Source organism: Neptuniibacter sp. QD29_5 (assembly GCF_047778125.1).
Lineage (GTDB): Bacteria > Pseudomonadota > Gammaproteobacteria > Pseudomonadales > Balneatricaceae > Neptuniibacter.
The window spans coordinates 1,931,159-1,954,377 of the sequence record NZ_CP180556.1 but is presented as its reverse complement, the minus strand read 5'-3'; the positions used below and the strand labels follow the sequence as shown (position 1 = coordinate 1,954,377).

The window sequence follows — 23,219 nt, the reverse complement described above, 5'->3', positions numbered from 1 at the left end:
TTAAAGATCTATCATTGTTAATCTTTTTCTTAATAGAGGTAGTGTTTCTGCTTCAAACCATGGGTTTTTCTTCAACCAAATCTGATTTCTAGGTGAGGGATGAGGTAAAGGTAATAAATGGGTAGGGGCTTTGTCAGCGTTTTTAACGCGCTCGGTTAAAGTTTTGTAATCTGCTAAGGCTTCAAGCTGCTTTAGGTAATAACGCTGAGCATACTGTCCGATTAAAAGAGTTAATTGGATGGAAGGCATCTCATTTAATAGGCGCTCGTGCCAAGTAGGGGCGCATTCGGGCCTCGGTGGGTTATCACCTGATTGTCCTTTGCCTGGATAGCAAAACCCCATAGGCATGATTGCAATCTTGTTGGCATCGTAAAAGGTTTCTTTGTCTAATCTTAGCCATTCTCGTAATCTATCGCCGCTGGGATCGTCCCAAGGGATGCCTGACTGGTGAACTTTGCTACCTGGGGCTTGGCCGATAATTAGAAGCTTGGAATCAGCAGAAGCTTGAACTACTGGGCGAGGCCCTAAAGGGAGTGCTTTTTCACAGAGTCTACAGTCTCTTACCTGATCGAGAAGTTGGATCAATTTTATACCCCAGTTTGCAATAAAGTATTTAACATCTTTCTTAAACAAATAGTCGTGCCCTAATGAATGAAACTATAGAGCAGTACAAAATAATTAGAAGTGCACGCAGAAAAACTGCGGCTATTCAGGTAGATGAAAACGGGGTATCAATTCGTGTTCCGCTATGGGTAACTGATCAGTGGATAGAAGATTGGGTTGCTAAAAAACAGGTTTGGATCTCTCATCAACAGGCAGTTATGTCACAAAACCTAAAGATGTTTTGTTTGAAAACGGAAAAGGGTGCTCCGTTTCCATTCTTAGGTAATGAATATTTTCTTGATTGGTGTGACGGGAAGCGCTGGGATGTAGTATTGGAAGGTGACAGGCTATTAGTGATTGTGGGAAAACGTCGATCTAGTAGGAAGAGTGATTCAGAGCGTGTTGAGGCTTATTTAAAAAAATGGCTCAAAAAGCAGGCAGAAGAACTTATTTCTGAGCGAATTTCGTATTGGGCTCAAAAGAAAGGTGTTCAATATAATTCATTGAAATTTAAAGATTTTAAGCGAAGATGGGGCAGCTGCTCTGCACTAGGCGAAATAACCTTTAACTGGCGACTAGTATTTGCAGATAAAAGTATTATAGATTATGTGGTTATTCATGAGTTATCACACCTGACTCATCTAAATCACAGCCCTGAATTTTGGGCGTTAGTTGAGAAGTACTGTCCAGATTGGAAAGTTAGGCGTTCCTACCTACAAACCAAAAATGCATGGGTACTTTGGTAGCTGTTTGTTTGAATTGATGGAAGGTTGTGTTATTTTTGAAGCGTTTTCATAGTGTTAACAAATAATGCATAGCTATTTAAATAGTCTAAGCTGTTTGGAAAAGGAGTTTTAGCACTATTCGCCAATTGAGATGGCACAGGCAGCTATAAAAATAATGAGAGCAAAAATGAGCCTATACAAGAGTATCGAGAAATCCTTATTCAATACATTAACTAAGAAGATCTTAGGTAATGTTTTATTCTTACTTTTACCCCACATCGTTTTATTGATTATTGGTTATTACCACTTTGAAAAGCTTGAATACGGTCTCTCAGGAGTTGAGGCTTCTGCTGTGCCTGTAGAGCTAATTCAGTCTCATTTGGACTCTTTTAGCTTTTATGGTGCGCTTACGGTTGGATTTGCACTTATTACAGGTATTGGCACCATATTCTTTATGCGCCATCTATTCCTGCGTCCAATAAATGAAATGACTGATATTTTGAAGGCAATTAAAGATAAGGATGGGGATATTTCTGCAACTCTACCTGAGTATACTCACGATGAGATCTCTGAAATGGCAGAAAGTTACAATGGTTTCTCATCTAGTCTTAAGGCAATGATTGCGGAAAGTCGTCGTCGTAGTGTGAGCGTTGCGCTTAGCTCGACCCGCTTGCAAAAGGTCCTCATTGAAGCCCAAGGTTCTGCCTCCGAACAAGAGGAACAGGCGCAGAAAGTTTTCCAATCATCTCAAGAAGCAACCCAGGCCATTGATAATATTGCAGGTAGCACCCTTGAGATATCGGAGCGAAATACGCGCAACCTTGAAGAAATTCGTACTTCAAGTAACGAACTAGGGCGTGTACAAAATCAGGTTGAAGCGATTAGGAAGCAGGTGACTGATTTCCAAGAAACGGTTCATCAGCTTGAGATTAATTCCCGTAACATCACTGAAATCCTTGGTATGGTTAAGGATTTCTCAGATCAAACTAACTTATTGGCACTGAACGCGTCGATTGAAGCTGCTCGAGCAGGTGAAGCAGGTCGCGGTTTCTCGGTAGTAGCTGATGAAGTACGTAACTTATCTCAGAAAGTAAGTACAGCTACTAGTGAGATTGATCAGAACATAAGTCAGATGTCTTCATTAGTAGGTAGTACGCGAAACAGTGCTTCAACAATTCTGGAGTATGTTGGCTCTACAGAAGAATTTATTGGTAGCACCAATGATCAGTTCCATGGGCTAGTAAGCGATTTTGAAGAGTTAAACAGTCAGCTAAGTAGTATAAGTGCAGCAATTGATGAGCTGGCTTATACAAACCGTGAATCACACAATCATGTATCCGAAATTACCAATATTTCTACATCGATGCATGGAGAAATAGAGCAATCTCGTCGTTTTTCTGAAGAGCTTGAGCACTCTACTGAAGAAACACAGGAACTGCTATCTCGCTTTATCATTGGTTACGGTGGTTTTGAGGGTATGATTCAAACCGGTCGCCAGTGGAGTCAGCAGGTTCAAGATGCTCTGGAAGAGCTAAGCAATCGTGGTTGTAACATGTTTGATACTAACTACGTGCGCACAAACGATGGCCAGATGCCTGAGAAATACGATACCAGCTATGCTGATCAATATGAGGCGATGATGCGTCCGCTGTTTGATGGCTTTATTAATCAGCGTTCTGAGTTTATCTATGCCATTGCAGTCGATCGTAATGGTTACGCTGCAGCTCACCATACCAAAGTTTCGGAACGCATTACGGGTAATTTTGAGGTAGATAACTTGAAGAGCCGTAACCGTCGAATCTTTGCAGGTAACCGCGCAGAAGTTCGCCGAGCATCTTCTACAGCTCCATTCCTGCTGCAGACCTTTATCCGTGATACAGGAGAAATCTTGAATGACCTATCGATTCCTCTGTATATCAATGGTCAGCATTGGGGGGCTTTGATCATGGGCTTTGCGCCAGAAAACTTGCTTGATGATAAAAGCTAACTTATCAGAGACCTAAAAAAACGCGGTAAATACCGCGTTTTTTTATGTCTACTTTTTCTTCTTACATGTCGTAATCTGTAACAAGCTGTTCCACGAGCTGTTTTACTGTGTCGTAAGAAAGGGGCTTACTGCAGATAGCAGAAACGCCAGCGCTTTGTACGGCGGCTAATCGGCTCTCGTTTTGCTCACTTGTCACCATCAAAATAGGAACCGTTGGTTGTTCGCTATGGCTTCTAATATGCTCTACGAGCTCTTTTCCGTCGACATTTGGCATATTGTAGTCAGTAATGATCAAATCATACCGGCTACCGTTAGAGATAAACTCAAGAGCTTCAGAGCCATCTTTTGCAGTATCGACTGAATGAATAGATAGAGAATCCAGCATTTGCTTGATGTAGTTGCGGGATAACTTGCTGTCATCAACAATTAATACCCTAAGCGCATCGTATTCTTCTCTATCACTGTCCCCTTCAAAGTCTGTTATGTAATCCAGCGTACTTCTAAGTGCCATTCCCATCTCTTCTCGGCTAAACGGCTTTGGCAGAATAGCAATCGCACCCGCTTGGCGAATAGGTTCGAGATAGCGGTAATGAGTTTCGGAAGAGATTAAGAGGAAGGTGATATGTTCTAAAGCACCTAATCCGCGCATTTGTGTTACAAGGTCTGTACCAGTCATATCTGGTAGATGCATGGACGAAAGAACCAAATCGGGCGGGGAAGAAAGCATGTGCTCAAGGGCCGGTTTGGCTTCGGAAAATTCTTCTACATGGTTTATACCGAAACTGTTTAGATGGCCAATGATAATGTTGCGCTGAACCTTAGATGGCTCAATTACAGTGACATATATACTACTTAATTCCATATCCTAATCCATTGACAGGTAACTTAGCGGACGTCGCTAAGGGAGGGTATTTACCTAAAGTTTAGATCATGACAGAGATAACCCTAACAGAAAAGTGGTGAATAGTGCTTTCTACCACTAAAACTACAAGTTTTTGAGTGTTCGATCTTGAAATGGCGGGCTGTTTATACAAATGACTATTTTTTATGCGTAGAACTTTGTTTCTTTGTTTAATTTTAGTCAGTTTGAATGACTGTTAATTAATAATTGAGCTCAGTAATTTTGTGTATGAATGATTTTGTCACAAAATAAGTCGCTTTGATTGTGTATTGGTTAAATTCTAGGCACATGAGTTTGATGAACTTGGAAGTGTAAAAATGTGTCAGCTGTTAATGTAACCAGCTGAAATTAGAGGTTAAATATTCTGATATTATCTAAGGTCACGTTCCAGTACGGTTTCAGACCCTCGGAGTATTAAAGGCGAGTTATTTTTTTGCTATTGATTTATCGGTATTCGCCCAAAATTGATGTGTGAATGCTGCTTGATCTAAATCAGTAAATGCTTATGTTTTGATGTTGTTTGTATAGGTAGAGGCGTAGCATAGGAAAAGAGAGGTAAAGAAAACTCAGTAGTATCAGTTTTTTATCTCATGTGTTCCAAGCAAAAAAGGTCAGAGTAATGTGCCCAAATGGAAACGCCGATCTAACTAAGAGTTTGATTCTTAATGCTGCAATTCGCATCATCAGTGAAGATGGATTACAAGCGCTAACGGCGGGCAGGTTAATTGCAGAGGCAGGGGTCAGCAAAGGTGGGCTTTATCATCACTTTCGCACAATGACGGAAGTAGAAATCGAGGTGCTTCAGTTACTTTCCAGTAAGTTGCTCCTATCATTGCAAAGTTACCAAGCTCCGAAAACGAAAGTAGAGTTTTTAGATCGTTTAGAGACAGAGTTTTTTGATTGCTTGATTACCCATGATGAGACAGCGCGAGCGTTGTTCGGATATGTTTCATCGACTACTTTTAATCAGCAGATTCGAGTGTTATTGCGTCAATTGCAAGATGATATTTCTTTGCAGCGGCTACATGCACTTCAGAAATTGTGTGGTGGGTACTCTACAGCATCATTGCAGAATGCGGTTCAGATGATTGCTACCATTCAAGCTGGTTTAATGATGCGCTTTTATGTTTCGGAGGACTCGGTTAGTGTTAGAAATTATTGGCGCACCTGTCGATCCTCACTTGAGGAATTGTTAGAAATTAAAGAACAAGCAGATAAACGTTGGGAGGTCGTCCAGGCTCCGCCGACGCCAGTCTCTTCTATCTGCTCCTAGTTAAGAATAGTGACCTTGTAGTGATTTCTACAAGGTCAATTACATCAATTTATTGATTTGAAAGTTGCTCAGTTATTTGCTCTTTCAAAGTTGCAACAAATCTGTCACTGTCTTTAAGTGCTTTGATCTCAATCTTGTCTTCATCAGTTTTAAGGTAAAGAGTGATGATCTGCACCATGTTCTCTTTGTGTTGGTTAATCTCTTCGATCTCGCGAAAAGTTACGCGCTTCTCTGTCTCTTCAGAAGGCACTTTAAACAAAATGGATTTAGGCGCGATCTCTACAGACATATTTTTCATTTGTTCTTTGGTTTGCTCTAAGTGGTGTTTGTACCAGCTAGCTAGGATCAAGCCTATACCGAGTGGAGCAAGAAGATAGATCTTGGAAAGGTTCATCATCATTAGCATCAGCGCTGCGCCAACAAACCCTAATTGACAGTTTGTTAGTAGTGATAACTTTTTCTCAAAGAATTCTTTGTCCCAGTGATATATAGAATCAGATTTGTCCACGCTTATACCTCTCAATAATCAGGCATGAGTCTCGCTTTAAAGGTGATTATTTGCAAGCGTGAAAAGCAGGACAAAAGTCGTGTAAGTTGATCGGCATTATCAAATGCTTTGCGGAAATTTTTTGGTAATTCAAACTGCTTATACCAGATGTAATGATTGCTGAGTGTCACGATATAAGTCGATAGGATTCGATGTTTTTATGGTGCATAGCTTAAGTGGATAGTCAGTCTACCAATATCAGCTTTATTTTAACTCCAGTTCATTTAAACAGATTGAGTTTAGCGTCCTGTAACGACTTGAATAAAATCGTATAGCTCTACACTCCAGCTCTCGATAAAATATAGAGACTAAATGTAGAGGCTGTTGAATGAAAAAGTTAATTATTAGTTTCGTTTCCGCTGTTTTATGTATGCCTGTTTTCGCAGCAGACCCGTATTGGGAAGAGGGTAAAACTGATCAAAGTTATGAGATCGATGTATACCATAGCCCGACTTGTGGTTGCTGTAAGGAATGGATCACCCATCTAGAGCAACACAATTTCAACGTAAATAGTATTGAGATGCATGATGTATCGCCAATCAAGCAGCGTTTAGGTATACCTGCTCAAGGTGCGTCTTGTCATACTGGTGTTGTAAATGGCTTGGTGGTTGAAGGTCATGTGCCAGCGCAGGATATTAAAAAGTTATTGGCTGATAATTCCGATAATATCCGTTTGTTGACTGTACCAGGTATGCCATCAGGTGGACCGGGTATGGATATGGAAGGCGCTCGAAAGGACGATTTTAAAGTCTATGCGGTTTCAGAGGCGAACGAAGTTAGCGTTTATTCGGAATATGCGGATTACTAAATCCAGCCGTGGATATAAAAAAAGGCGAACCATAGTGCTCGCCTTTATTGTTTTTAGATGAAATCGAAATTACTTCCGAATACCTTCGATATGAAGTTCTAGGTATACAGTTTCAGCTGCAGGGCCTAGCTGGTAGTTCATGCCAAAATCTTTAGGTTGGATCTTTGTAGTACCTTCGAAGCCTGCACGATAGCCGCCCCAAGGGTCTTTGCCTTCACCTACTTTTTTCACGTCGATAGAGATCTCTTTGCTTGTTCCGTAAAGTGTCAGCATGCCTTTCATTACGCCGCTGCCATCTTCATTTGGTGTGTATGAAGAGCTAACAAAAGACGCTTTAGGGTGTTTAGCTACATCTAGGTATTCATCGCCACGGATATGCTTATCACGCTCAGCGTGGTTAGAGTCAAACGAGTTAACATCAATATCAACATTTACTTTAGATGCCGCTGGGTTAGCAGCATCGTAGCTGAATTCACCCGAGAATGTGTTGAAACGGCCAGTTAACCAGCTTGTGCCCAAATGGCTGATGCGGAATTGAATAGATGCGTGCGCACCTTTTGTATCAATAACGTAATCCGCAGCATAAAGGGGGGACGTAGTGATTAGAGAGGCTAGCGCCAACCCTTTAATAAATTTAGATTTCATCAATGTTCCTCGCGTAGCGCTAGCATGCGCTTTAATGTTAAGTCTTTATCTATGTAATGGTGCTTTATTGCAGCGAAAGCATGTAATGCTGCTAGCACGATAAGTGTTGTTGCTATCAAAAAGTGAATCTCACCTGCAATATCCTCCTGCTGTTCCATTGCGAAGGGTAGTGCTGGAATACTAAACCAGGTAAAAGCTTCTATAGCTCGACCGTCAGCGGTAGAAATCAGGTAGCCCGAACACAAGGTAAGTAGAAGCAAAACTTCGAGCAATACATGTGCAGCTTTTGCTGCAATTGCCATCTTCTTTGGTTGTGGCAGTGCTTTTGGCGAGCGGTTGAATAAACGCCATAAGATTCGTGTAATCAACAAGCCTGCTAGTAGGATGCCGATACTCTTATGCCAGATCGGCACCGTCCGGTATTCGGGATCGTAATAGCTCAAGCTTTCAATATATAAACCGAGGGGATAAAGGCCAATAACCGATAATGCAATGAACCAATGAAGTAGGACTGGGACCCAGCCATAGCTGTCATTATCATTCAAAATTTTGCGGTTAAATGGCATCTATTTCAGTCCTCAAATTATCTTGGCTATGCAACCACAAATAACATCGTGCTGCAGTGAAGTTTACGAATCTTTACAAGTTGTTAGCGTCACCTTTTGGATTTGCTTTTCAAACTTTAATGGCTAATCATAAATGCGTCTAATGCATATTTTATATTTCGGTTATTCGTTTAATGAATTTACGTTCGGTCGATCTAAATCTCCTCGTTGTGTTACAAGCGTTGTTAGCTGAGCGCCATGTTTCTAAAGCAGCTGAACGCTTGCAGATGAGCCAACCAGCTGTGAGCAGAGCGTTACAGCGATTGCGTCAAACACTTGATGATCCTCTCTTAGTTAGAACTGGAAATGGCTACGACCTTAGTGCGCGTGCTGTTGATCTGGAAAAGCAGTTAAAGCCATTGTTACAGGATGTCGCATCGATTATGCAGCCGGAGGAATTCAATCCAGAACTAGCCGAGGGCGTAGTTAAGCTAACAGGCTTGGATTTAGAATTGATTCTGTTGATGCCAGATGTGGTAAGGATGCTGCGTGATAAGGCACCGAGATTACGGGTAGAGATTGTTTCTCAGCAACCAGAGCATTTTGAATATCTCGCAAGAGGGGAGGTGCACTTTACAATCACTGGGCTATCTCCTGATTCTGGGCAGGATCAATTTAGACGCTTTCCGATTGCGCGAACAGGTCATGTTTGTGTGATGGATCAAAGCAACCCTTTAGCGAGCCAAAGATCTATCAGTCTGAATGATTACGCGCAGGCTTCCCATGGGCTTGTTTCTATTACAGGGAAGGGGCCAGGCATGATGGATATCGAATTAGAAAAGTTCGGTTTGGATCGTAGGGTGATGTTAAGGCTTGCAAGCTTTATGTCGGTTGCTGAGTTTGGTCAGGGGTCTGATCTGATTTTTACACTGCCCGAAGTAATGGCCCAGCATTTGGTAAAAAGCTGCAGCTTAGTGATTAAGCCGCTGCCTGTTGAATTTGATCTACCCGAGGTGGTGCTATATCTCTATTGGCATGAACGCTTCCATCAAGATCCAATGTGCCGCTGGGTCAGATCTCAGCTGTTATCAATTTTTCAGCCTGATTTATAAATGAGAGCCTGACATAAGCTGCATAGTCTCGTTACTCCAGCTTAAGGCATCATAATATGCTTCTGAATAAACTTCTTGGATATGTGGTGGAAGTTTAAAGGCGGATTGTCCAATCATGTATAAGTTTACCGCTTGAAGTAATTGTCCTGCTGGACCTTCAAAACTTGTGACAGCTTCGACGATCTCATCGGATACAGATAGCTGCTCAAGCAATGATTCTTGTTGTATTTCTAGTAGCGCATCCAGCATAGAGATAACGCCGGTGATAAAGGCAAGTTCAGAGTCGATCTCTTCTGTGCGATAAGCGACGCATTCGCACATCCTTGCGGTAATCAGGATCTGACGGATCAGTTCACTTGGCTTGTCATCATTACTCGATAGCGCGAGTAGGGTGGCCCACTTGTTAATTTCATTCATGCCTAAGGCAATAATCGCCTGACTTAAACTCTCGATTTTGTTAGGCAGGTTGTATTGTGCCGAATTAACAATGCGTAGTAGTTTAAACGTCAATTGTGGATCACGGGATGAAATATCAGCCAACACTGCAGGGGTAACATCTTGATCTTGAAGAGCTGCTAATAGATGAATAACGATAGCCTGATTTGAAGTTAACTTTTTGCCTTCAACCAGTGTAGGTCTAGAAAGGAATGTGCCTTGGAATAGCCTAAACCCTAAGGCATGGCAGCGCTCATACTCATCATGGGTTTCAACATTCTCAGCTAGAGATACAACTTTGAAAGGGCGCATGCTTTCCAAGTGGGCAACAATAGCTTTATCACTATGTTTACAAATATCTACTCTCACCATATGTGCGAGTTTAAGTAGTTCATCGTAGTCGCTGCTATAAGTGAAATCGTCGAGAACTAGACGGTAGCCGGCATCCACATATTTCTTTAAAGAGCCAATTAGTTCAGGCGTGATATTGGGTTGTTGTCTAACATCCAGTACTAAGTTATGTCGCGATAAGCTTGGTAAGCTTTCTGTACGAATAAAGCCTTCAGTAACATTGAGAAAGGCTGGTAAGGATTTTAATTTCCCCGAATCATAGATGCTGGTGAAATTATTGATTAGGACATTACAGGATTCTTGGTCGCCTTTTAAAAACTTGGCTACAGCTTCGCCATGCTCAGATTGATACAAGAGTTCGTAGGCCACGACGTTGAGTTCGCGGTCAAAAATAGGTTGTCGGGCGAGTCCTAGCTGATTTAAATGTTCTTCCATGTCCATTTATCCTGTTGTTCATTCATACAACAAACTGTATACCGTTTAACTCTAACAGTAGAGCCACTATAAAAGCCATGGCATTAAGAAGCGCTTAATAAATCAATCAGTGTTTATATCATTTGCCGTTTAAGTATAGGTTAGATCCTGCTTAAGGGGGCTAGGGGTGGAGAGGAATAGCATGAACTTTAACGAAACCTGTTGAGCTTGAACTAGGGACGAATATGAATTTTATTTCTATAAAAACAGATAGTTAAATAATTGCATTTGCATATCAAAAAATCGCTGGTATACTGCGCGCCTGTCTTGAGTGATCTAACTCAGACAAGGCCCTTCAGGCCCGCAATGGTGGCCCTGCTGGTCCTTCCGCAATGATAAATCGTGAACCTGGTCAGGCCCGGAAGGGAGCAGCCACAGCGGTGGATTCATGTGCCGGAATGTGGCTGGTGGGGTCATCTCCAGTTTTCCTATTCACACTAGTTTTCTCTCTGAAGTGGATTTTCGTCTACTCGCTCTATATGCCTAAGAGCATTTTATATTCGCTGAAGCAAGCTTAAACTCTTGAGTCTAATTGAGATTGAATCTGTAATCTTAATAAAGCAAGAATGAAAATCATTCGGCTTATTCTTTAATGAGCAATTATGTGTTGAGGAAAGGGCTGTATGAATAAGTTCGAAACTGTAAGTCCCCTTCCTACACTAAATCAGTACATTGATGCATTTTCTTAAAGATAGGAAGGGGAGGGCTAGAAGCTAAACTACTTCTTTAAGTTTTGTGATCTTCACAGACGATAAATCAAATTCAACTTCGATTGGCTTATCAGTAGATCTGCGTCCACTAGAGTATGGTGATCTTTTCGATGTAAGTGAATTTCGCATAGTGCCATTTTCGTGTCTTCGATCACATTTTCTTTTTCGGCGTTCAATTCCTTGATGCTGGCTGTTTTTGAAGGAGACTATCCATTCTTTGGCGTGATTTAGAGTTGGTAGATTTGGGCTGATACGTTCATTGAGATCATTTACCCAGTAAAATGTGAACTGATAGTCCTCAAAGTCTTTAACGAGTTTTGCCATATTTAGATTGAGATATTGCTTATCTGGAGAATTAAAATTGGCGCTATTCTAAAGCAATTCAGGGTTTGTGTTTATAAGAAAAACTCTTATTTTGGTCTTTTTGTTTTGTGCGTCGCAGCAATTGTTGCTGGCAGTGGTTGGAAATTAGCTACTTATATCTTCCCTGCCCTGCAGGGCTGACAGTTACAGAGTTTTAAAAGTGCTGAAATAGATAGCACTAAGTTTTGGCTAAATTTGCATGGTCTAAATTAGGTGGTTGTTATTAATATTGTTGCGGTGCAAAGTATGCGTATTAAACCCAGTTTTTATCGGGAAATAATGGGTTATTTTAGAGGGATATAATAGAGATTATTAAAACACATTCAGAGTATATTAAAATGAAAAGCCTGCATATTAATCCCAATAAATACGGTCATCAGATGAATGCTGATATATTATTCTTTGGCTACACTGATTCTTAATCGGTATAGCACAAAGGAAAGGATACCGAAGGTGATAAGGAAAATATAAGGGCAATAGATTATTCCAGCGAGACCACTGAAACTAGTTACAACGAGTAATAAAATATCTTTTATTTCTTCCATGAGATTAGAACGTCCTTAGTTCTTCCCAAAAAATCCAAACGGTTATTTTAAATTTTAGCTTAGTATTACCCCTGATGAAAGCGGGGCTATTCTTATGGGCTATGCTTTTACATTGAAAGTCTTAGGTTTTTTAGAATCTAGTGGTTGTTCCCCGATCTGAATTAACGTCAGAATTAATCCTGATCCCACTATCATGACAATGGCAGAAAAATATAAACCTAGATTGTAGTTACCTAAGTTCTCGGCCAGCAATCCGGTTAAAAATGGCGCTAGTATTTGAGCGCAGCCATAAGCGAGAGTCATCTTACCCATAAATTTCGAAGGGTTGCTAGGGAAGAAGTGACCTGCCATTGTAAGTACTAAGCTTACGCAGGCAACAAAGGTTCCACCAAACAGAATTGCCGATAACGCAATTAATGGAAAGGCATCGCTTTGTGTAGGGATCATTATGCCAATGATTTGTAGACTATATGCACCTAATAGAGCTTTTAAATAGCCATACTTGCGCGCGACTCTATCCCATAGAACTACAGCTGGAATTGCAGCAAGCCCTATAAGTACGAAGGATAAAGCGCCTTGACCTTGTAAGCCTTCAAGACCTTCTATGATATCCACAATAAAGGTTGCGCTCACTACGTAACCGTACCCTGCACAGAAGTATGCAAGTAAGAATAGCCGCGTAAATCTTTTGCTGGGTGGATTATCTTTAGGTGTTGGTTGAGAGTGATCTGAATGGTTACTTGGATGAGGGATCCATAACCAGGCAGGTACAGCGATGATGGCTGCTACTGCAGCAAAAAATAGCCATTGTTGCTGCCAGTTGGCAGAGAATTGTAAAAGGATCTCTACGATGATGGCTGAGACAAATATGCTCATGCCTATACCGGAAAAGTGGATGCCGAGTTCGCCCCTGTGGCCGTTGTTGACCAGCCATTTTAAGATCAGCCCCGAGGAGATGATTAAGCCACCAGATGCACAAATCCCCGCGATCAATCGCATAAAAGACCAAGTATAAAGGTCAGTAGATATAACCATTGCGGCACTTGTAACCACACTGAGTACCAAATATAGCTTCTGTAATAGGTACTTGTGATGAAGGTTGTTTAGGCTTGCCGCAATCAGAACACCAATCATATAGCCAATGTAGTTAACGGTAGCGAGCCAGCCACCGCCAGTTTCAGTAAGGCCTGCTTCTGCCTGCATGATTGGCAGTAACGGTGTGTAGGAAAAGCGAGCAACTCCCACTGTGACAACTAGGCTACAGATGCCAGCAAAATAGACCTGACTTTTGGTGAGTGTGGTGTTCATAATGACTTGTGTTGTTTTATTGTATTTGTGTTCAACAACCATAGCGCTTTCTGTTAATCTTAAAAAGTGAATCTTTTAGAATTAAAACTTCAATAAAAGAGAACTATATGGAGATTGTAGCGTTACGTACGTTTAAGGCTATTGTGGATGAAGAAGGTATTAAAGGCGCATCGGAAAAGCTTAATACTGTGCAATCAAATATCACTACAAGAATTCAAAAGTTAGAAGACGAGCTTGGTTCTAAATTATTCACGCGAGTAGGAAGGAAGCTCGAACTTACAACTACCGGACAGCTGTTATACAAATATGCCTCTCAGATTTTGCAGTTAGAATATGAAGCATCGACTGCTATTTTAAAAAATAAAGGTAACTATGAACTTCGTATAGGTATGCCTGAAACCTTTGCTGCTGTTCATCTACCCACGACGCTTAAACAGCTTAAGCGAAAACATCCCGAAATCCTTCCTCGAATCTATACCGATACAAGTGACAGATTAGCTCTGGCCGTACTTAACGATAAATTAGATTGCGCATTAGTTGGGAATGCGAAACTCCATGAGGATCTACAGATTTTGCCGGTTGTGCATGAGCCACTTGTTCTTGTTACACCTATAGATGAAGAATATGAGCCCGTTCTGTTTGTGAGAGAAGAAGGGTGTGGTTACAGAAAGTGCGCATTAGTCTGGCAAGAGCTAAGTGATAGATTTACCGATGAAATGATGGTCATGAGTAGCGCCGATGGAATACTCGGTTGTATTGCAGCTGGGTTAGGTTACACCGTTATCGGGGAGAATATGGTGACGGGAAGTCGTTATGAAAACGCACTCGAAACTATTCCTGTTACTATGGGCCAGCAGAGAATAGAGATATCGGTTATCTACCGAAAAGGCCATCCTTCAGAGCAAGGTATTCTTAACTTTGTCAGCCAATTTCCGGAATGTAAACAGCCAAATAACTAGAGCCTTCGTTGTTTGAATTAAAACCTCTGAGTTCCTTTTCTACCTATCAACAGTGAAATAGCTACAGCGTTACTGTTTGAATAGTGCATTTCTTGTTCACTTGTCCTCGAAAAATTGTACGCACCTTAAGCAGCCTAAAAATATTCTCAATTATTGAGCAATTATTATTGAAAATTTTGTAAATGATAAATACTATCAACTGCTATTGATTATCCTTTGTATTTAATTCTTTAATCCTAATGTAGTAAGTGCAAATACATGAATAAGCTAAACAGATTTAATTTACGTAGTAAGATCGGCTTGAGCTTCGGTTTTATCTTGTTATTGCTGGTGGCGGCATCGTTTACAGGTATTAAAGGCTTACACCACGCGGAAGATGGCTTTGTTCAATACCGTGAGTTGGCGCGCGACAGTAATCTATCAGGACGCTTACAAGCGAATATGCTTAAAGTGCGCATGTCAGTAAAAAACTTTCTAATCAGCCATGACAATCAATCATTAGAGCAATATGAACAACGCATGGCTCTAATGAATCAGTTTCTTGAGCAATCCCAAAAAGAGATAAACAATCCTGAACGTAGCCGTTTAATTACGGAAACTGCAGTGCTGTTAGAAGAGTATAAAACGACCTTCCAGAAGGTTATTGGCCTAGTTAAAACTGAGGATGAGTTGTACTACAACACATTAGCACAGCAAGGACCTGTGATGCGTGACAGTATTACTCAGTTAAGAATGTTGGCAAATAACCGTAGTGAGCCAGAATTAGCATACCTAGCCTCTAATCTACAAGAGGATCTATTGTTAGCAAGATTGTATCTTGTTCGGTTTATGGAAAAGAACCATCAAGAAGATTTCCAGGTTGCGATTAACAAGCTAGATGGTGCTTTGACTAAACACTTAGAAAGTCTGAAAAAAGTGTTTTTGCTAGATAACGAAATACAGCTCCTAGATCGATTTGCTAAAGCTAGAGATAAATATCTGGCAGCAACATTGGAAATTCATAAGACGATCGACCTTCGCAACAGCCTTGTTATCGATACACTTGATGTGATTGGTCCTCAAGTGGCAAGTAATGTCGAAAAGGTAAAGCTTTCTGTTATTGCTGATCAAGATTCCTTAGGGCCAATGCTACAGTCGCACAATCATCAGGGCCTTATTTCTGTGATCGTGATCTCTGTCATTGCCGTCATTTTGGGCGTTTTCTTTGCGCTTTGGATTACGCGAATGATTACTCGTCCTATTCTAGAAGCTGTTAGTTACGCGGATACTTTGGCTGAAGGTGATTTGACTCAGGTGCTTGAAACAAGCCGTAAAGATGAAGTGGGGAAGTTGCAGGGCTCTTTGGGGCACACCACCATTAGATTCAGAGAGATGATCACTGAAATTAATAAGGCAGGTTACAACATGAGTATGTCGGCGGAAGAGTTAGCAGCTCTGACTGAACAGGCTCGTGCGGGAACTATGCAGCAGCAGGAAGAGACTGACCAAGTAGCTTCTGCTGTTACTGAAATGGCTTATACGGCGCAACATGTTGCGGATAATGCGTCTAGTGCTGCCTCTTCTGCTGATAGTGCTAACCATCAGGTTATGGAAGGCCGAAAAAAAATGCAGATTGCGACTGAGGGTATGAATCGCCTTTCTTCGAGCTTGGATAAAACCTCTTCTGAAGTTGAGCATTTGCAGCAAAAAACGCGGGATATCAATGCCATTCTTGATGTGATTCGTGAGATTGCAGAACAGACCAATCTACTTGCCTTGAATGCAGCGATTGAGGCGGCACGAGCAGGTGAGCAGGGGCGAGGTTTTGCCGTAGTTGCTGATGAGGTGCGCTCTCTTGCGCAGCGTACACAACAATCTACCGAGATGATTCACAATCTGATTGATGATCTACAAGCTCGTGCTAACTTGACGGTGAACGTGGTTAATCAAGGCACACAAGAAGCTAATCAGTGTATTGAGCTTGTTGATCAGGCGGATTCTGCATTGAACCAAATCAGTATGACAGTTGAACAGATGAATGATGTGAATGCTCAGATTGCGAGCTCTGCGGAACAGCAAAGTGTTGTAGCGGATGAAATTAGCCAAAGCTTGAGTAATGTACGTGTGATCGCTGAACAGAGCCGAGTAGCGGCAGATGAGACAGCTAATTCTAGCATTGCCTTAAGTGATGTTGCGGCGCGTATGCAAGAAATGGTGCAACGTTTTAAAGTGAACTAAATTGAACTTGTATAAGTGAACAAGGGGTGATTTATCACCCCTTTTTTGTGCCTATTCTAAAGTAACCTTTTATTGTTTAGGATTTTCACTATTGTTATCAAAGAATGGATTTACGCCTGTCTAGATGGGTATCAGGGAGTTAACAGTGATTGCTCAAGTGAACGTAACAAATGTGTCTTCATCTAAGTCTTTAAGTGAGTTGATGTCGATGACGGTTTTCAATGAGGCAACAGCGATTGCGCTAAAACTAGATGCTAAATACCTAGAGAATGTTTTTAATATCTACTGGGAAAGTGCTCAGCGCGAAATTAACGAGATTAGTCAGGCGCTTAATAATGCCGATCAAACGCAGCTGAGAAAAATAGCTCATTCCTTAAAAGGCTCATCGCGAATGTTAGGCGGGGAAAGGTTAGGTGCTTTAGCCAGTTTCGTGGAAGAAAAAGCCAAGCAAAATGAGAGTGTTCCTCAGGCTCAGCTCTTGGAGTGTTTGAACTCGAGTTTGGCTGAGTTCAAGAGTGCTGTACGCGCGTCCAATTTGTTGTCCTGAATACGACTGACTTTTATGAACCAAGTAAGTTGAGTACGAGCCCTCGATTGGCATTGGCTTGAGCTTGCAGTGCAATGCCTACCTCTTGTTGGATAAGGGCGCTGGCACGTTCTGATGCCGTTTGAGCAAAGTCTGTATCACCAATGACAGAGGCTGCTGATGCTTCATTGATATTCGTTTCTGTGAGTCTATTGATCGTGCTATCTAATCTGTTTTGATTAGCGCCAATTTCACCGGATACGGTCGCTAAAAAAGATTGGCTCTGATCGATTATATCCAGAGCGCCTGCGTTGCTTATATCTAAAGTGAATAGACCGTTATTCTCAAACGCATCACTTACATTGAAGGTTGTGACATTTTGAGAATCTTCAGTTCCTGGGCCCGTTTGTAAGCGAAGTTGGCCATCTTCTTCGAGTAATGATTGACCATTAAATGTACTTTGACCAAGGGTGTCCTGGATGCCACTTAACAGTGCATCGGCTTCGCTCTGCAGAGCCGCACGATCACTGTCATTAAGAATGCCGTTTTGAGCTTGAATAGAGAGTTCTCGTATACGTTGCAGAGAATCATTTGCCTGATTAACGCCTCCATCAGCAACTTGAAGAGCTGAAACACCATCAAGACTATTGCGAATGGCTGCGCTATTTCCCCTAATTTGGGTTTGGAAATCGATAAGCACTTGCAGGCCAGCAGGGTCAACAGCTGCATTATTGATACGCTGCCCAGAAGCTAACTGTTCTCCAGTCTCATTAATGCGGTTTTGAATCTGGTTGAACTGCGAGTAGGGGCTGGTAGCAAAACCAGTTGGATTGATAGGCATGAGTGCACTCCTGATTTAACCTTTTCAGTATAGTGCTTAGTGAGTGATTTAGAGATGATTTCTGTTCACGTGAAATTGATAAAAAAAGGGCGCACAAATGTACGCCCTGAAATCTTGCAATGGAATAAACACGGACGAGTACAAAACCGTTGTACTCATAAACTCTAGGTAAAGAAGCAGCCCTAAAGTAAAACTAATGATAGGTATAAATATTCGTGACGCCAATGGTTCCTTAGTGTCCATTAATTAATCAGGGGTATTTACGCCTTTTTGACCCCGTACATTGAGTATTAGTTAAGTTTGATTAATTTGAGGCTCGAATAAAATAAAGCTGCCTTAAAGGCAGCTTTATCAGAGTCTTTGGCGTAGGTAAGTAGAGCTGCTTAAGATTCAACAGGCATCTTACAGATATCTGGGTGTTGTTCTAAGGTACTGATTAGAAGCTCCATCTCCTCTTGAGTACCAATAGATATACGGAGATAGTTATCAATGCCTGGTTTACTGAAGTAACGCACCAAGATCTTTTTAGTACGAAGGAAGCCCATCAACTCAGCGGCTTCTATAAAACGATGTGTGCTGAATAGGAAGTTGGTCTTTGATGGCAAGCTGATAAAACCTAACTCTTCTAAACGGTTAACGGTCCACTCACGGGTCTCGATAATCTTCTTAGTAGTCGCTTCGAAGTAGTCATTATCTTCAACAGCGGCAACTGCTGATTCAATTGCTAGCATGTCTAGCGGGTAAGAGTTAAAGCTATTTTTGACACGTTCTAGGCCTGCAATAAGATCTTCGTGACCAATTGCGAATCCAACACGCATACCTGCTAGAGAGCGAGATTTGGAGAAAGTCTGAATAACCAATACATTGTCATATTGTTTGGTTAATTCGATCGCGCTAGAAGCACCAAAATCAACATAGGCTTCATCAACCACAATTACAGTCTCAGTATTGCGTTGAGCCAATGCTTCAATTTCACCTAACTCGATCGCGCGGCTAGTCGGTGCATTCGGGTTCGCGAAAATGATACCGCCATTAGGCTGGTTATAGTCTTCGAGGTTTAACTCAAAGTTCTCACCTAGGGGTAACAGTTTGAATTCGATATCAAATAGGTTGCAGTAAACCGGATAGAAGCTGTAAGTGAATTCCGGCATGAGCAGCGGTTGTTCTTGTTGGAAAAACGCTGCAAAGGTATGAGCAAGCACCTCATCAGAACCGTTGCCAACAAAGACATTCTTGCGCTCGACTTCAAAGTGGCTAGCAAGTGCATCTTTTAACTGAGTGCAATCTGGGTCGGAGTAGAGTCGTAACCTAGCTGTATCAAAGGTATTGATAACCGCTGCCGCCCTAGGTGAAGGAGGGTAAGGGTTTTCGTTGGTGTTTAACTTTGTGATACCGCTTTCTTTAGGCTGCTCGCCTGGCACGTAAGGTGTTAGACGCTGAATTGCGTCACTCCAGTATTTGCTCATTATTGATCCGTAATACTCAAGGACAGCGATATGCTGTGTTATTTTGCATGAGTGAATAATTTCGCAGAAGGATAGCAGAATTTGCTTACGCGTTTAACAACAGACTGGTTTGTTAATCTATAACAAAATATTTATACCGTTTTCCTATTCGTATTTTTATACGATTACAGCAAAGGTTAACAGCCGAGTGGGGAGGCTCGACTGTTAGTTAAAATTCGGATTTTTAGTGGCCGATGCTAGTTAGGCGCAATGACGGCTGATAAACATAGCTGTTACCGTATCCATGGTATTTATATGATTTACAAACCAAGGAATTACCGTGTCTTTAAGATAGCTGCTTAATTCAGCGCGGTCATGGTTTGCTTGCCATTGTTGCTGCGTCTCACGCATCTCTTCTAATACGTGTTCGTGTTCACCTTTATGGCATGTGTAGGGCGGGAAGTTGATTCGTATCATCTGTTCTTCTTCTCGGGCGAAGTGTTCTGCATTGTGTTGGTAAAAGTCTGATAAAGCACCATCAACTTCACTGTCATTGCCTGTTTCCAAAGTGTTGAATAACTGATTAAGAAGGGTGACAGCTTCTGCATGATCATCATTCATAAAATCAACCGCGACTTTTGGGATATCGGTTACTTCAACTTGCATAGGTAAGTCCTCTCTATTGGAAACGCAAATCCATCTTATCTCTTCATCGCTTTTTAGATATTGATATCAGTCAAAAAAAACATATATCTAAAATACATCTAAATGGCCTCAGAGTTTATAGGTGTTAAGGGATTAACCATTTTATCTGGGTGACTGGTTAGTCTTTATCCCTCTCTATATTTGAATGCTATATATAACCTATTGAAATATATGGTTAATATTTTTTGGCCCGAACTTTGCCAATAGATGACTGAACAAAAAAATAAAAATGTTACACGTAGTTATGCATAGCTAATTAAAAAATGAGGGCATAGCTGTGGTGGCTGGCATTGGCGGAGAGACATATGTCACAAATTGAAACCTTCTATGAGGTTATGCGACGTCAGGGTATTACACGTCGTAGCTTCTTGAAATATTGTAGTTTAACGGCTGCAGCCTTAGGTTTAGGGCCAACATTTGCGCCTAGAATTGCGCATGCAATGGAAACCAAAGAGCGTACACCGGTAATCTGGTTGCACGGTTTAGAGTGTACCTGCTGTTCTGAATCGTTTATTCGTTCGGCTCACCCGTTGGTAAAAGATGTTGTTCTATCCATGATCTCTTTGGATTACGACGACACCTTGATGGCTTCAGCTGGCCACCAAGCGCAGGAAATCCTTTATGAAACGATGGAAAAATATAAAGGTAAATACATCCTTGCCGTAGAAGGTAACCCGCCATTAAATGAAGATGGCATGTTCTGTATCTCCGGTGGTAAACCTTTTGTTGAAAAACTGAAGTATGCAGCCAAGGATGCTGCTGCCATTATCGCGTGGGGCTCTTGTGCATCTTGGGGTTGTGTTCAAGCTGCACGTCCAAACCCAACCCAAGCGGTTCCTATCCATAAAGTTATTACTGATAAACCAATTATCAAAGTACCAGGTTGTCCTCCAATCGCTGAGGTAATGACCGGTGTTATCACTTATATGCTGACGTTTGGAAAAATGCCTGAGCTAGACCGTCAAGGTCGTCCAAAAATGTTCTACAGCCAGCGTATTCACGATAAGTGTTATCGCCGCCCACACTTTGATGCCGGCCAGTTCGTAGAAGAGTGGGATGATGAAGGTGCGCGTAAAGGTTACTGCCTTTATAAAGTGGGTTGTAAAGGTCCAACTACTTATAACGCTTGTTCAACTGTGCGTTGGAATGAGGGTGTCTCTTTCCCAATTCAGGCAGGTCACGGTTGTATTGGATGTTCTGAAGATGGTTTCTGGGATAAAGGCTCGTTTTATAACCGCCTAACCGATATTCATCAGTTTGGTATCGAAAAAAATGCAGATGAGATTGGTATGGCTGTAGCGGGTGGTGTTGGTGCTGCAGTTGCTGCACATGCAGCCGTCAGCGCGGTTAAGCGTGCTCAGCATAAAGGAGATCAGGAATAATGAATAAGCCATTTAATGCAAGTGATTTAGATAACAGTGGCCGACGCATTGTTGTAGACCCAGTAACCCGAATCGAAGGGCATATGCGTTGTGAAGTCAATGTGGATGAAAACAACATTATTCGTAATGCTGTATCCACCGGTACTATGTGGCGTGGCCTTGAAGTGATCTTGAAGGGTCGTGACCCACGAGATGCTTGGGCCTTTGTAGAGCGAATTTGTGGTGTTTGTACTGGTACCCATGCACTGACATCAGTACGTGCGGTAGAAGATGCTCTAGGTATCCAAGTGCCTTTGAATGCACATCTTATCCGTCACATGATGGATAAAACCCTGCAGATTCACGATCACATCGTACATTTTTATCATCTACATGCGTTGGACTGGGTAAATCCAGTTAATGCTCTGAAAGCTGACCCTAAGGCTACTTCTGAACTGCAGCAGATGGTTTCTCCCCATCATTCGAAATCTAGCCCAGGTTATTTTAAGGATGTGCAAACTCGTCTCAAAAAGTTCGTTGAAAGTGGTCAGCTAGGCCTGTTTGCTAATGGCTATTGGGATAACCCTGCTTATAAGCTTCCGCCAGAAGCTGACTTGATGGCGGTTGCTCATTATCTAGAAGCGTTGGATTTCCAAAAAGAAATTGTAAAAATTCATACCATCTTTGGTGGTAAGAACCCGCACCCTAACTACATGGTAGGTGGTGTGCCATGTGCGATTAATCTAGATGATGTTGGTGCTTCAGGAGCGCCAATAAATATGACCAGTTTGAACTATGTGTTAGAGCGTATTCGTGAAGCACAAGAGTTTACCAAGAACGTATACATCCCTGATGTTATGGCAATCGCTGGCATCTACAAAAATTGGTTGTACGGTGGTGGCTTAGCTTCAGAGAACCTTCTGTCTTACGGTACGTACACTCAAGTGCCATATGATAAATCTACTGATCTGCTGCCTGCAGGTGCGATTGTTAACGGTAACTGGGATGAAGTGCATCCAGTAGATGTACGTGATCCAGAACAGATTAAAGAGTTTGTTGATCACTCTTGGTACCGTTATGAAGGCGAGAAGCAGGGCTTGCACCCATGGGAAGGTGAGACAGAGCCTAGCTTCGAGCTTGGCCCTAATACAAAAGGTACTAAAACAGATATTAAAGAACTGGATGAATCTGCGAAGTACAGCTGGATTAAAGCACCTCGCTGGCGTGGTCATGCAATGGAAGTGGGGCCTTTAGCGCGCTACATCATTGCTTATGCTTCTGGTACTGAGCATGTTCAGGAGCAGGTTGATCGCTCGTTATCTGAATTCAATCAGTCTACGGGGCTGGATCTCGGCATTAAGCAGTTCTTACCAAGTACATTAGGTCGAACATTGGCGCGTGCACTTGAGTGTCAGCTTTGTGCGGACACTATGTTGGATGATTGGTATCAACTGGTTAACAACATTAAAGCGGGTGATAGCTCGACTGCCAATGTTGAGAAATGGGATCCAAGTAGTTGGCCGAAAGAAGCGATGGGAGTTGGTATTAACGAAGCTCCTCGTGGCGCTTTGGGTCACTGGATCAAGATTAAAGATGGCAAAATCGAGAACTATCAAGCGATTGTTCCTACTACTTGGAATGGTTCGCCTCGTGATAGTAAAGGCAATATTGGTGCATTCGAAGCTTCCTTGTTGGATACGCCAATGGAGCGCCCTGATGAGCCCGTTGAAATTCTTCGCACCCTGCATAGTTTTGACCCATGTCTTGCGTGTTCTACACACGTGATGTCTGAAGATGGTCAAGAGCTGACTAAGGTGAAAATTCGATAAGAAT

Annotated in this window: 20 protein-coding genes and 1 other RNA gene; 11 read left to right on the top strand and 10 right to left on the bottom strand. The window is 41.9% G+C overall.

Annotated features, from left to right (window positions below; genetic code table 11):
- Window positions 1-633: a uracil-DNA glycosylase family protein gene (locus ACMXYR_RS09140; protein ID WP_415901320.1), complete on the bottom strand. Its 633-nt coding sequence runs from the start codon at window positions 631-633 to the stop codon at window positions 1-3.
- Window positions 634-647: 14 nt separating this feature from the next.
- Between ACMXYR_RS09140 and ACMXYR_RS09135 the strand changes: the two genes are divergently transcribed.
- Together ACMXYR_RS09135 and ACMXYR_RS09130 are read left to right on the top strand one after the other, a co-directional pair.
- Window positions 648-1,349 carry a M48 family metallopeptidase gene (locus tag ACMXYR_RS09135; RefSeq protein WP_415901319.1) on the top strand — a complete coding sequence of 234 codons (702 nt, stop codon included), beginning with the start codon at window positions 648-650 and terminating at the stop codon, window positions 1,347-1,349.
- 166 nt (window positions 1,350-1,515) lie between these two features.
- Window positions 1,516-3,315, top strand: a complete 1,800-nt coding sequence (locus tag ACMXYR_RS09130; RefSeq protein ID WP_415901318.1) for a methyl-accepting chemotaxis protein — start codon at window positions 1,516-1,518, stop codon at window positions 3,313-3,315.
- A 61-nt stretch (window positions 3,316-3,376) separates the two neighbouring features.
- Here the strand turns inward: ACMXYR_RS09130 and ACMXYR_RS09125 are convergent, their stop codons facing one another.
- Window positions 3,377-4,177 carry a response regulator gene (locus tag ACMXYR_RS09125; RefSeq protein ID WP_415901317.1) on the bottom strand — a complete coding sequence of 267 codons (801 nt, stop codon included), beginning with the start codon at window positions 4,175-4,177 and terminating at the stop codon, window positions 3,377-3,379.
- 658 nt (window positions 4,178-4,835) lie between these two features.
- Here ACMXYR_RS09125 and ACMXYR_RS09120 point away from each other — a divergent pair.
- On the top strand, window positions 4,836-5,489 hold the full coding sequence (locus ACMXYR_RS09120) for a TetR/AcrR family transcriptional regulator (RefSeq protein WP_415901316.1): 654 nt from the start codon (window positions 4,836-4,838) through the stop codon (window positions 5,487-5,489).
- A 49-nt stretch (window positions 5,490-5,538) separates the two neighbouring features.
- Here the strand turns inward: ACMXYR_RS09120 and ACMXYR_RS09115 are convergent, their stop codons facing one another.
- Window positions 5,539-5,997, bottom strand: a complete 459-nt coding sequence (locus ACMXYR_RS09115; protein WP_415887883.1) for a hypothetical protein — start codon at window positions 5,995-5,997, stop codon at window positions 5,539-5,541.
- Window positions 5,998-6,364: 367 nt separating this feature from the next.
- On the opposite strand from ACMXYR_RS09115, the gene ACMXYR_RS09110 reads away from it, so the two are divergent.
- A complete protein-coding gene (locus ACMXYR_RS09110; RefSeq protein ID WP_415901315.1) occupies window positions 6,365-6,844 on the top strand; it encodes a DUF411 domain-containing protein in 480 nt (159 codons plus the stop codon).
- Between the two features lie 69 nt (window positions 6,845-6,913).
- On the opposite strand, the gene ACMXYR_RS09105 is transcribed toward ACMXYR_RS09110, so the two are convergent.
- Together ACMXYR_RS09105 and ACMXYR_RS09100 are read right to left on the bottom strand one after the other, a co-directional pair.
- Window positions 6,914-7,489: a YceI family protein gene (locus ACMXYR_RS09105; protein WP_415901314.1), complete on the bottom strand. Its 576-nt coding sequence runs from the start codon at window positions 7,487-7,489 to the stop codon at window positions 6,914-6,916.
- Window positions 7,489-8,055, bottom strand: coding sequence for a cytochrome b (locus ACMXYR_RS09100; protein WP_415901313.1), 567 nt, complete (start codon window positions 8,053-8,055; stop codon window positions 7,489-7,491). Before ACMXYR_RS09100 ends, ACMXYR_RS09105 begins: the two co-directional genes overlap by 1 nt.
- 173 nt (window positions 8,056-8,228) lie before the next feature.
- Between ACMXYR_RS09100 and ACMXYR_RS09095 the strand changes: the two genes are divergently transcribed.
- Window positions 8,229-9,146, top strand: coding sequence for a LysR family transcriptional regulator (locus ACMXYR_RS09095; protein ID WP_415901312.1), 918 nt, complete (start codon window positions 8,229-8,231; stop codon window positions 9,144-9,146).
- On the opposite strand, the gene ACMXYR_RS09090 is transcribed toward ACMXYR_RS09095, so the two are convergent.
- Entirely contained in the window at window positions 9,141-10,367 is a 1,227-nt protein-coding gene (locus ACMXYR_RS09090) for an EAL and HDOD domain-containing protein (protein ID WP_415901311.1), read from the bottom strand. The two genes, ACMXYR_RS09095 and ACMXYR_RS09090, sit on opposite strands and share 6 nt — an antisense overlap.
- Window positions 10,368-10,722: 355 nt before the next feature.
- Between ACMXYR_RS09090 and ffs the strand changes: the two genes are divergently transcribed.
- Window positions 10,723-10,819, top strand: an RNA gene (gene ffs, locus ACMXYR_RS09085) — signal recognition particle sRNA small type.
- A 1,304-nt stretch (window positions 10,820-12,123) separates the two neighbouring features.
- On the opposite strand, the gene ACMXYR_RS09080 is transcribed toward ffs, so the two are convergent.
- Window positions 12,124-13,374 carry a YbfB/YjiJ family MFS transporter gene (locus ACMXYR_RS09080; protein WP_415901310.1) on the bottom strand — a complete coding sequence of 417 codons (1,251 nt, stop codon included), beginning with the start codon at window positions 13,372-13,374 and terminating at the stop codon, window positions 12,124-12,126.
- A 65-nt stretch (window positions 13,375-13,439) separates the two neighbouring features.
- Between ACMXYR_RS09080 and ACMXYR_RS09075 the strand changes: the two genes are divergently transcribed.
- From ACMXYR_RS09075 to ACMXYR_RS09065, 3 genes are all read left to right on the top strand, one after another.
- Entirely contained in the window at window positions 13,440-14,291 is an 852-nt protein-coding gene (locus ACMXYR_RS09075; protein WP_415901309.1) for a LysR family transcriptional regulator, read from the top strand.
- Window positions 14,292-14,549: 258 nt separating this feature from the next.
- On the top strand, window positions 14,550-16,508 hold the full coding sequence (locus tag ACMXYR_RS09070) for a methyl-accepting chemotaxis protein (protein WP_415901308.1): 1,959 nt from the start codon (window positions 14,550-14,552) through the stop codon (window positions 16,506-16,508).
- Window positions 16,509-16,653: 145 nt separating this feature from the next.
- Window positions 16,654-17,055: an Hpt domain-containing protein gene (locus ACMXYR_RS09065; RefSeq protein ID WP_415901307.1), complete on the top strand. Its 402-nt coding sequence runs from the start codon at window positions 16,654-16,656 to the stop codon at window positions 17,053-17,055.
- Window positions 17,056-17,068: 13 nt separating this feature from the next.
- On the opposite strand, the gene ACMXYR_RS09060 is transcribed toward ACMXYR_RS09065, so the two are convergent.
- The 3 genes from ACMXYR_RS09060 to ACMXYR_RS09050 form a co-directional block, all read right to left on the bottom strand.
- Window positions 17,069-17,875 carry a flagellin gene (locus ACMXYR_RS09060; RefSeq protein WP_415901306.1) on the bottom strand — a complete coding sequence of 269 codons (807 nt, stop codon included), beginning with the start codon at window positions 17,873-17,875 and terminating at the stop codon, window positions 17,069-17,071.
- A 383-nt stretch (window positions 17,876-18,258) separates the two neighbouring features.
- Window positions 18,259-19,341, bottom strand: coding sequence for a histidinol-phosphate transaminase (gene hisC, locus ACMXYR_RS09055; protein WP_415901305.1), 1,083 nt, complete (start codon window positions 19,339-19,341; stop codon window positions 18,259-18,261).
- A 240-nt stretch (window positions 19,342-19,581) separates the two neighbouring features.
- Window positions 19,582-19,986: a bacteriohemerythrin gene (locus ACMXYR_RS09050; protein WP_415901304.1), complete on the bottom strand. Its 405-nt coding sequence runs from the start codon at window positions 19,984-19,986 to the stop codon at window positions 19,582-19,584.
- Between the two features lie 344 nt (window positions 19,987-20,330).
- On the opposite strand from ACMXYR_RS09050, the gene ACMXYR_RS09045 reads away from it, so the two are divergent.
- Together ACMXYR_RS09045 and ACMXYR_RS09040 are read left to right on the top strand one after the other, a co-directional pair.
- Complete coding sequence (locus ACMXYR_RS09045) at window positions 20,331-21,407, top strand: hydrogenase small subunit (protein ID WP_415887894.1); 1,077 nt, start codon at window positions 20,331-20,333, stop codon at window positions 21,405-21,407.
- On the top strand, window positions 21,407-23,215 hold the full coding sequence (locus ACMXYR_RS09040; RefSeq protein ID WP_415901303.1) for a nickel-dependent hydrogenase large subunit: 1,809 nt from the start codon (window positions 21,407-21,409) through the stop codon (window positions 23,213-23,215). The genes ACMXYR_RS09045 and ACMXYR_RS09040 overlap by 1 nt, the downstream gene beginning before the upstream one ends.
- Window positions 23,216-23,219 lie beyond the last annotated feature (4 nt).

What these genes read in the sequence shown, in the direction of transcription:
- ACMXYR_RS09135 (WP_415901319.1), top strand. Translation starts at nt 648, where the DNA reads ATGAATGAAACTATAGAGCAGTACAAAATAATTAGAAGTGCACGCAGA.
- ACMXYR_RS09130 (WP_415901318.1), top strand. Translation starts at nt 1,516, where the DNA reads ATGAGCCTATACAAGAGTATCGAGAAATCCTTATTCAATACATTAACT.
- ACMXYR_RS09125 (WP_415901317.1), bottom strand. Translation starts at nt 4,177, where the DNA reads ATGGAATTAAGTAGTATATATGTCACTGTAATTGAGCCATCTAAGGTT.
- ACMXYR_RS09120 (WP_415901316.1), top strand. Translation starts at nt 4,836, where the DNA reads ATGTGCCCAAATGGAAACGCCGATCTAACTAAGAGTTTGATTCTTAAT.
- ACMXYR_RS09110 (WP_415901315.1), top strand. Translation starts at nt 6,365, where the DNA reads ATGAAAAAGTTAATTATTAGTTTCGTTTCCGCTGTTTTATGTATGCCT.
- ACMXYR_RS09105 (WP_415901314.1), bottom strand. Translation starts at nt 7,489, where the DNA reads ATGAAATCTAAATTTATTAAAGGGTTGGCGCTAGCCTCTCTAATCACT.
- ACMXYR_RS09100 (WP_415901313.1), bottom strand. Translation starts at nt 8,055, where the DNA reads ATGCCATTTAACCGCAAAATTTTGAATGATAATGACAGCTATGGCTGG.
- ACMXYR_RS09095 (WP_415901312.1), top strand. Translation starts at nt 8,229, where the DNA reads ATGAATTTACGTTCGGTCGATCTAAATCTCCTCGTTGTGTTACAAGCG.
- ACMXYR_RS09090 (WP_415901311.1), bottom strand. Translation starts at nt 10,367, where the DNA reads ATGGAAGAACATTTAAATCAGCTAGGACTCGCCCGACAACCTATTTTT.
- ACMXYR_RS09080 (WP_415901310.1), bottom strand. Translation starts at nt 13,374, where the DNA reads ATGGTTGTTGAACACAAATACAATAAAACAACACAAGTCATTATGAAC.
- ACMXYR_RS09075 (WP_415901309.1), top strand. Translation starts at nt 13,440, where the DNA reads ATGGAGATTGTAGCGTTACGTACGTTTAAGGCTATTGTGGATGAAGAA.
- ACMXYR_RS09070 (WP_415901308.1), top strand. Translation starts at nt 14,550, where the DNA reads ATGAATAAGCTAAACAGATTTAATTTACGTAGTAAGATCGGCTTGAGC.
- ACMXYR_RS09060 (WP_415901306.1), bottom strand. Translation starts at nt 17,875, where the DNA reads ATGCCTATCAATCCAACTGGTTTTGCTACCAGCCCCTACTCGCAGTTC.
- hisC (WP_415901305.1), bottom strand. Translation starts at nt 19,341, where the DNA reads ATGAGCAAATACTGGAGTGACGCAATTCAGCGTCTAACACCTTACGTG.
- ACMXYR_RS09050 (WP_415901304.1), bottom strand. Translation starts at nt 19,986, where the DNA reads ATGCAAGTTGAAGTAACCGATATCCCAAAAGTCGCGGTTGATTTTATG.
- ACMXYR_RS09045 (WP_415887894.1), top strand. Translation starts at nt 20,331, where the DNA reads ATGTCACAAATTGAAACCTTCTATGAGGTTATGCGACGTCAGGGTATT.
- ACMXYR_RS09040 (WP_415901303.1), top strand. Translation starts at nt 21,407, where the DNA reads ATGAATAAGCCATTTAATGCAAGTGATTTAGATAACAGTGGCCGACGC.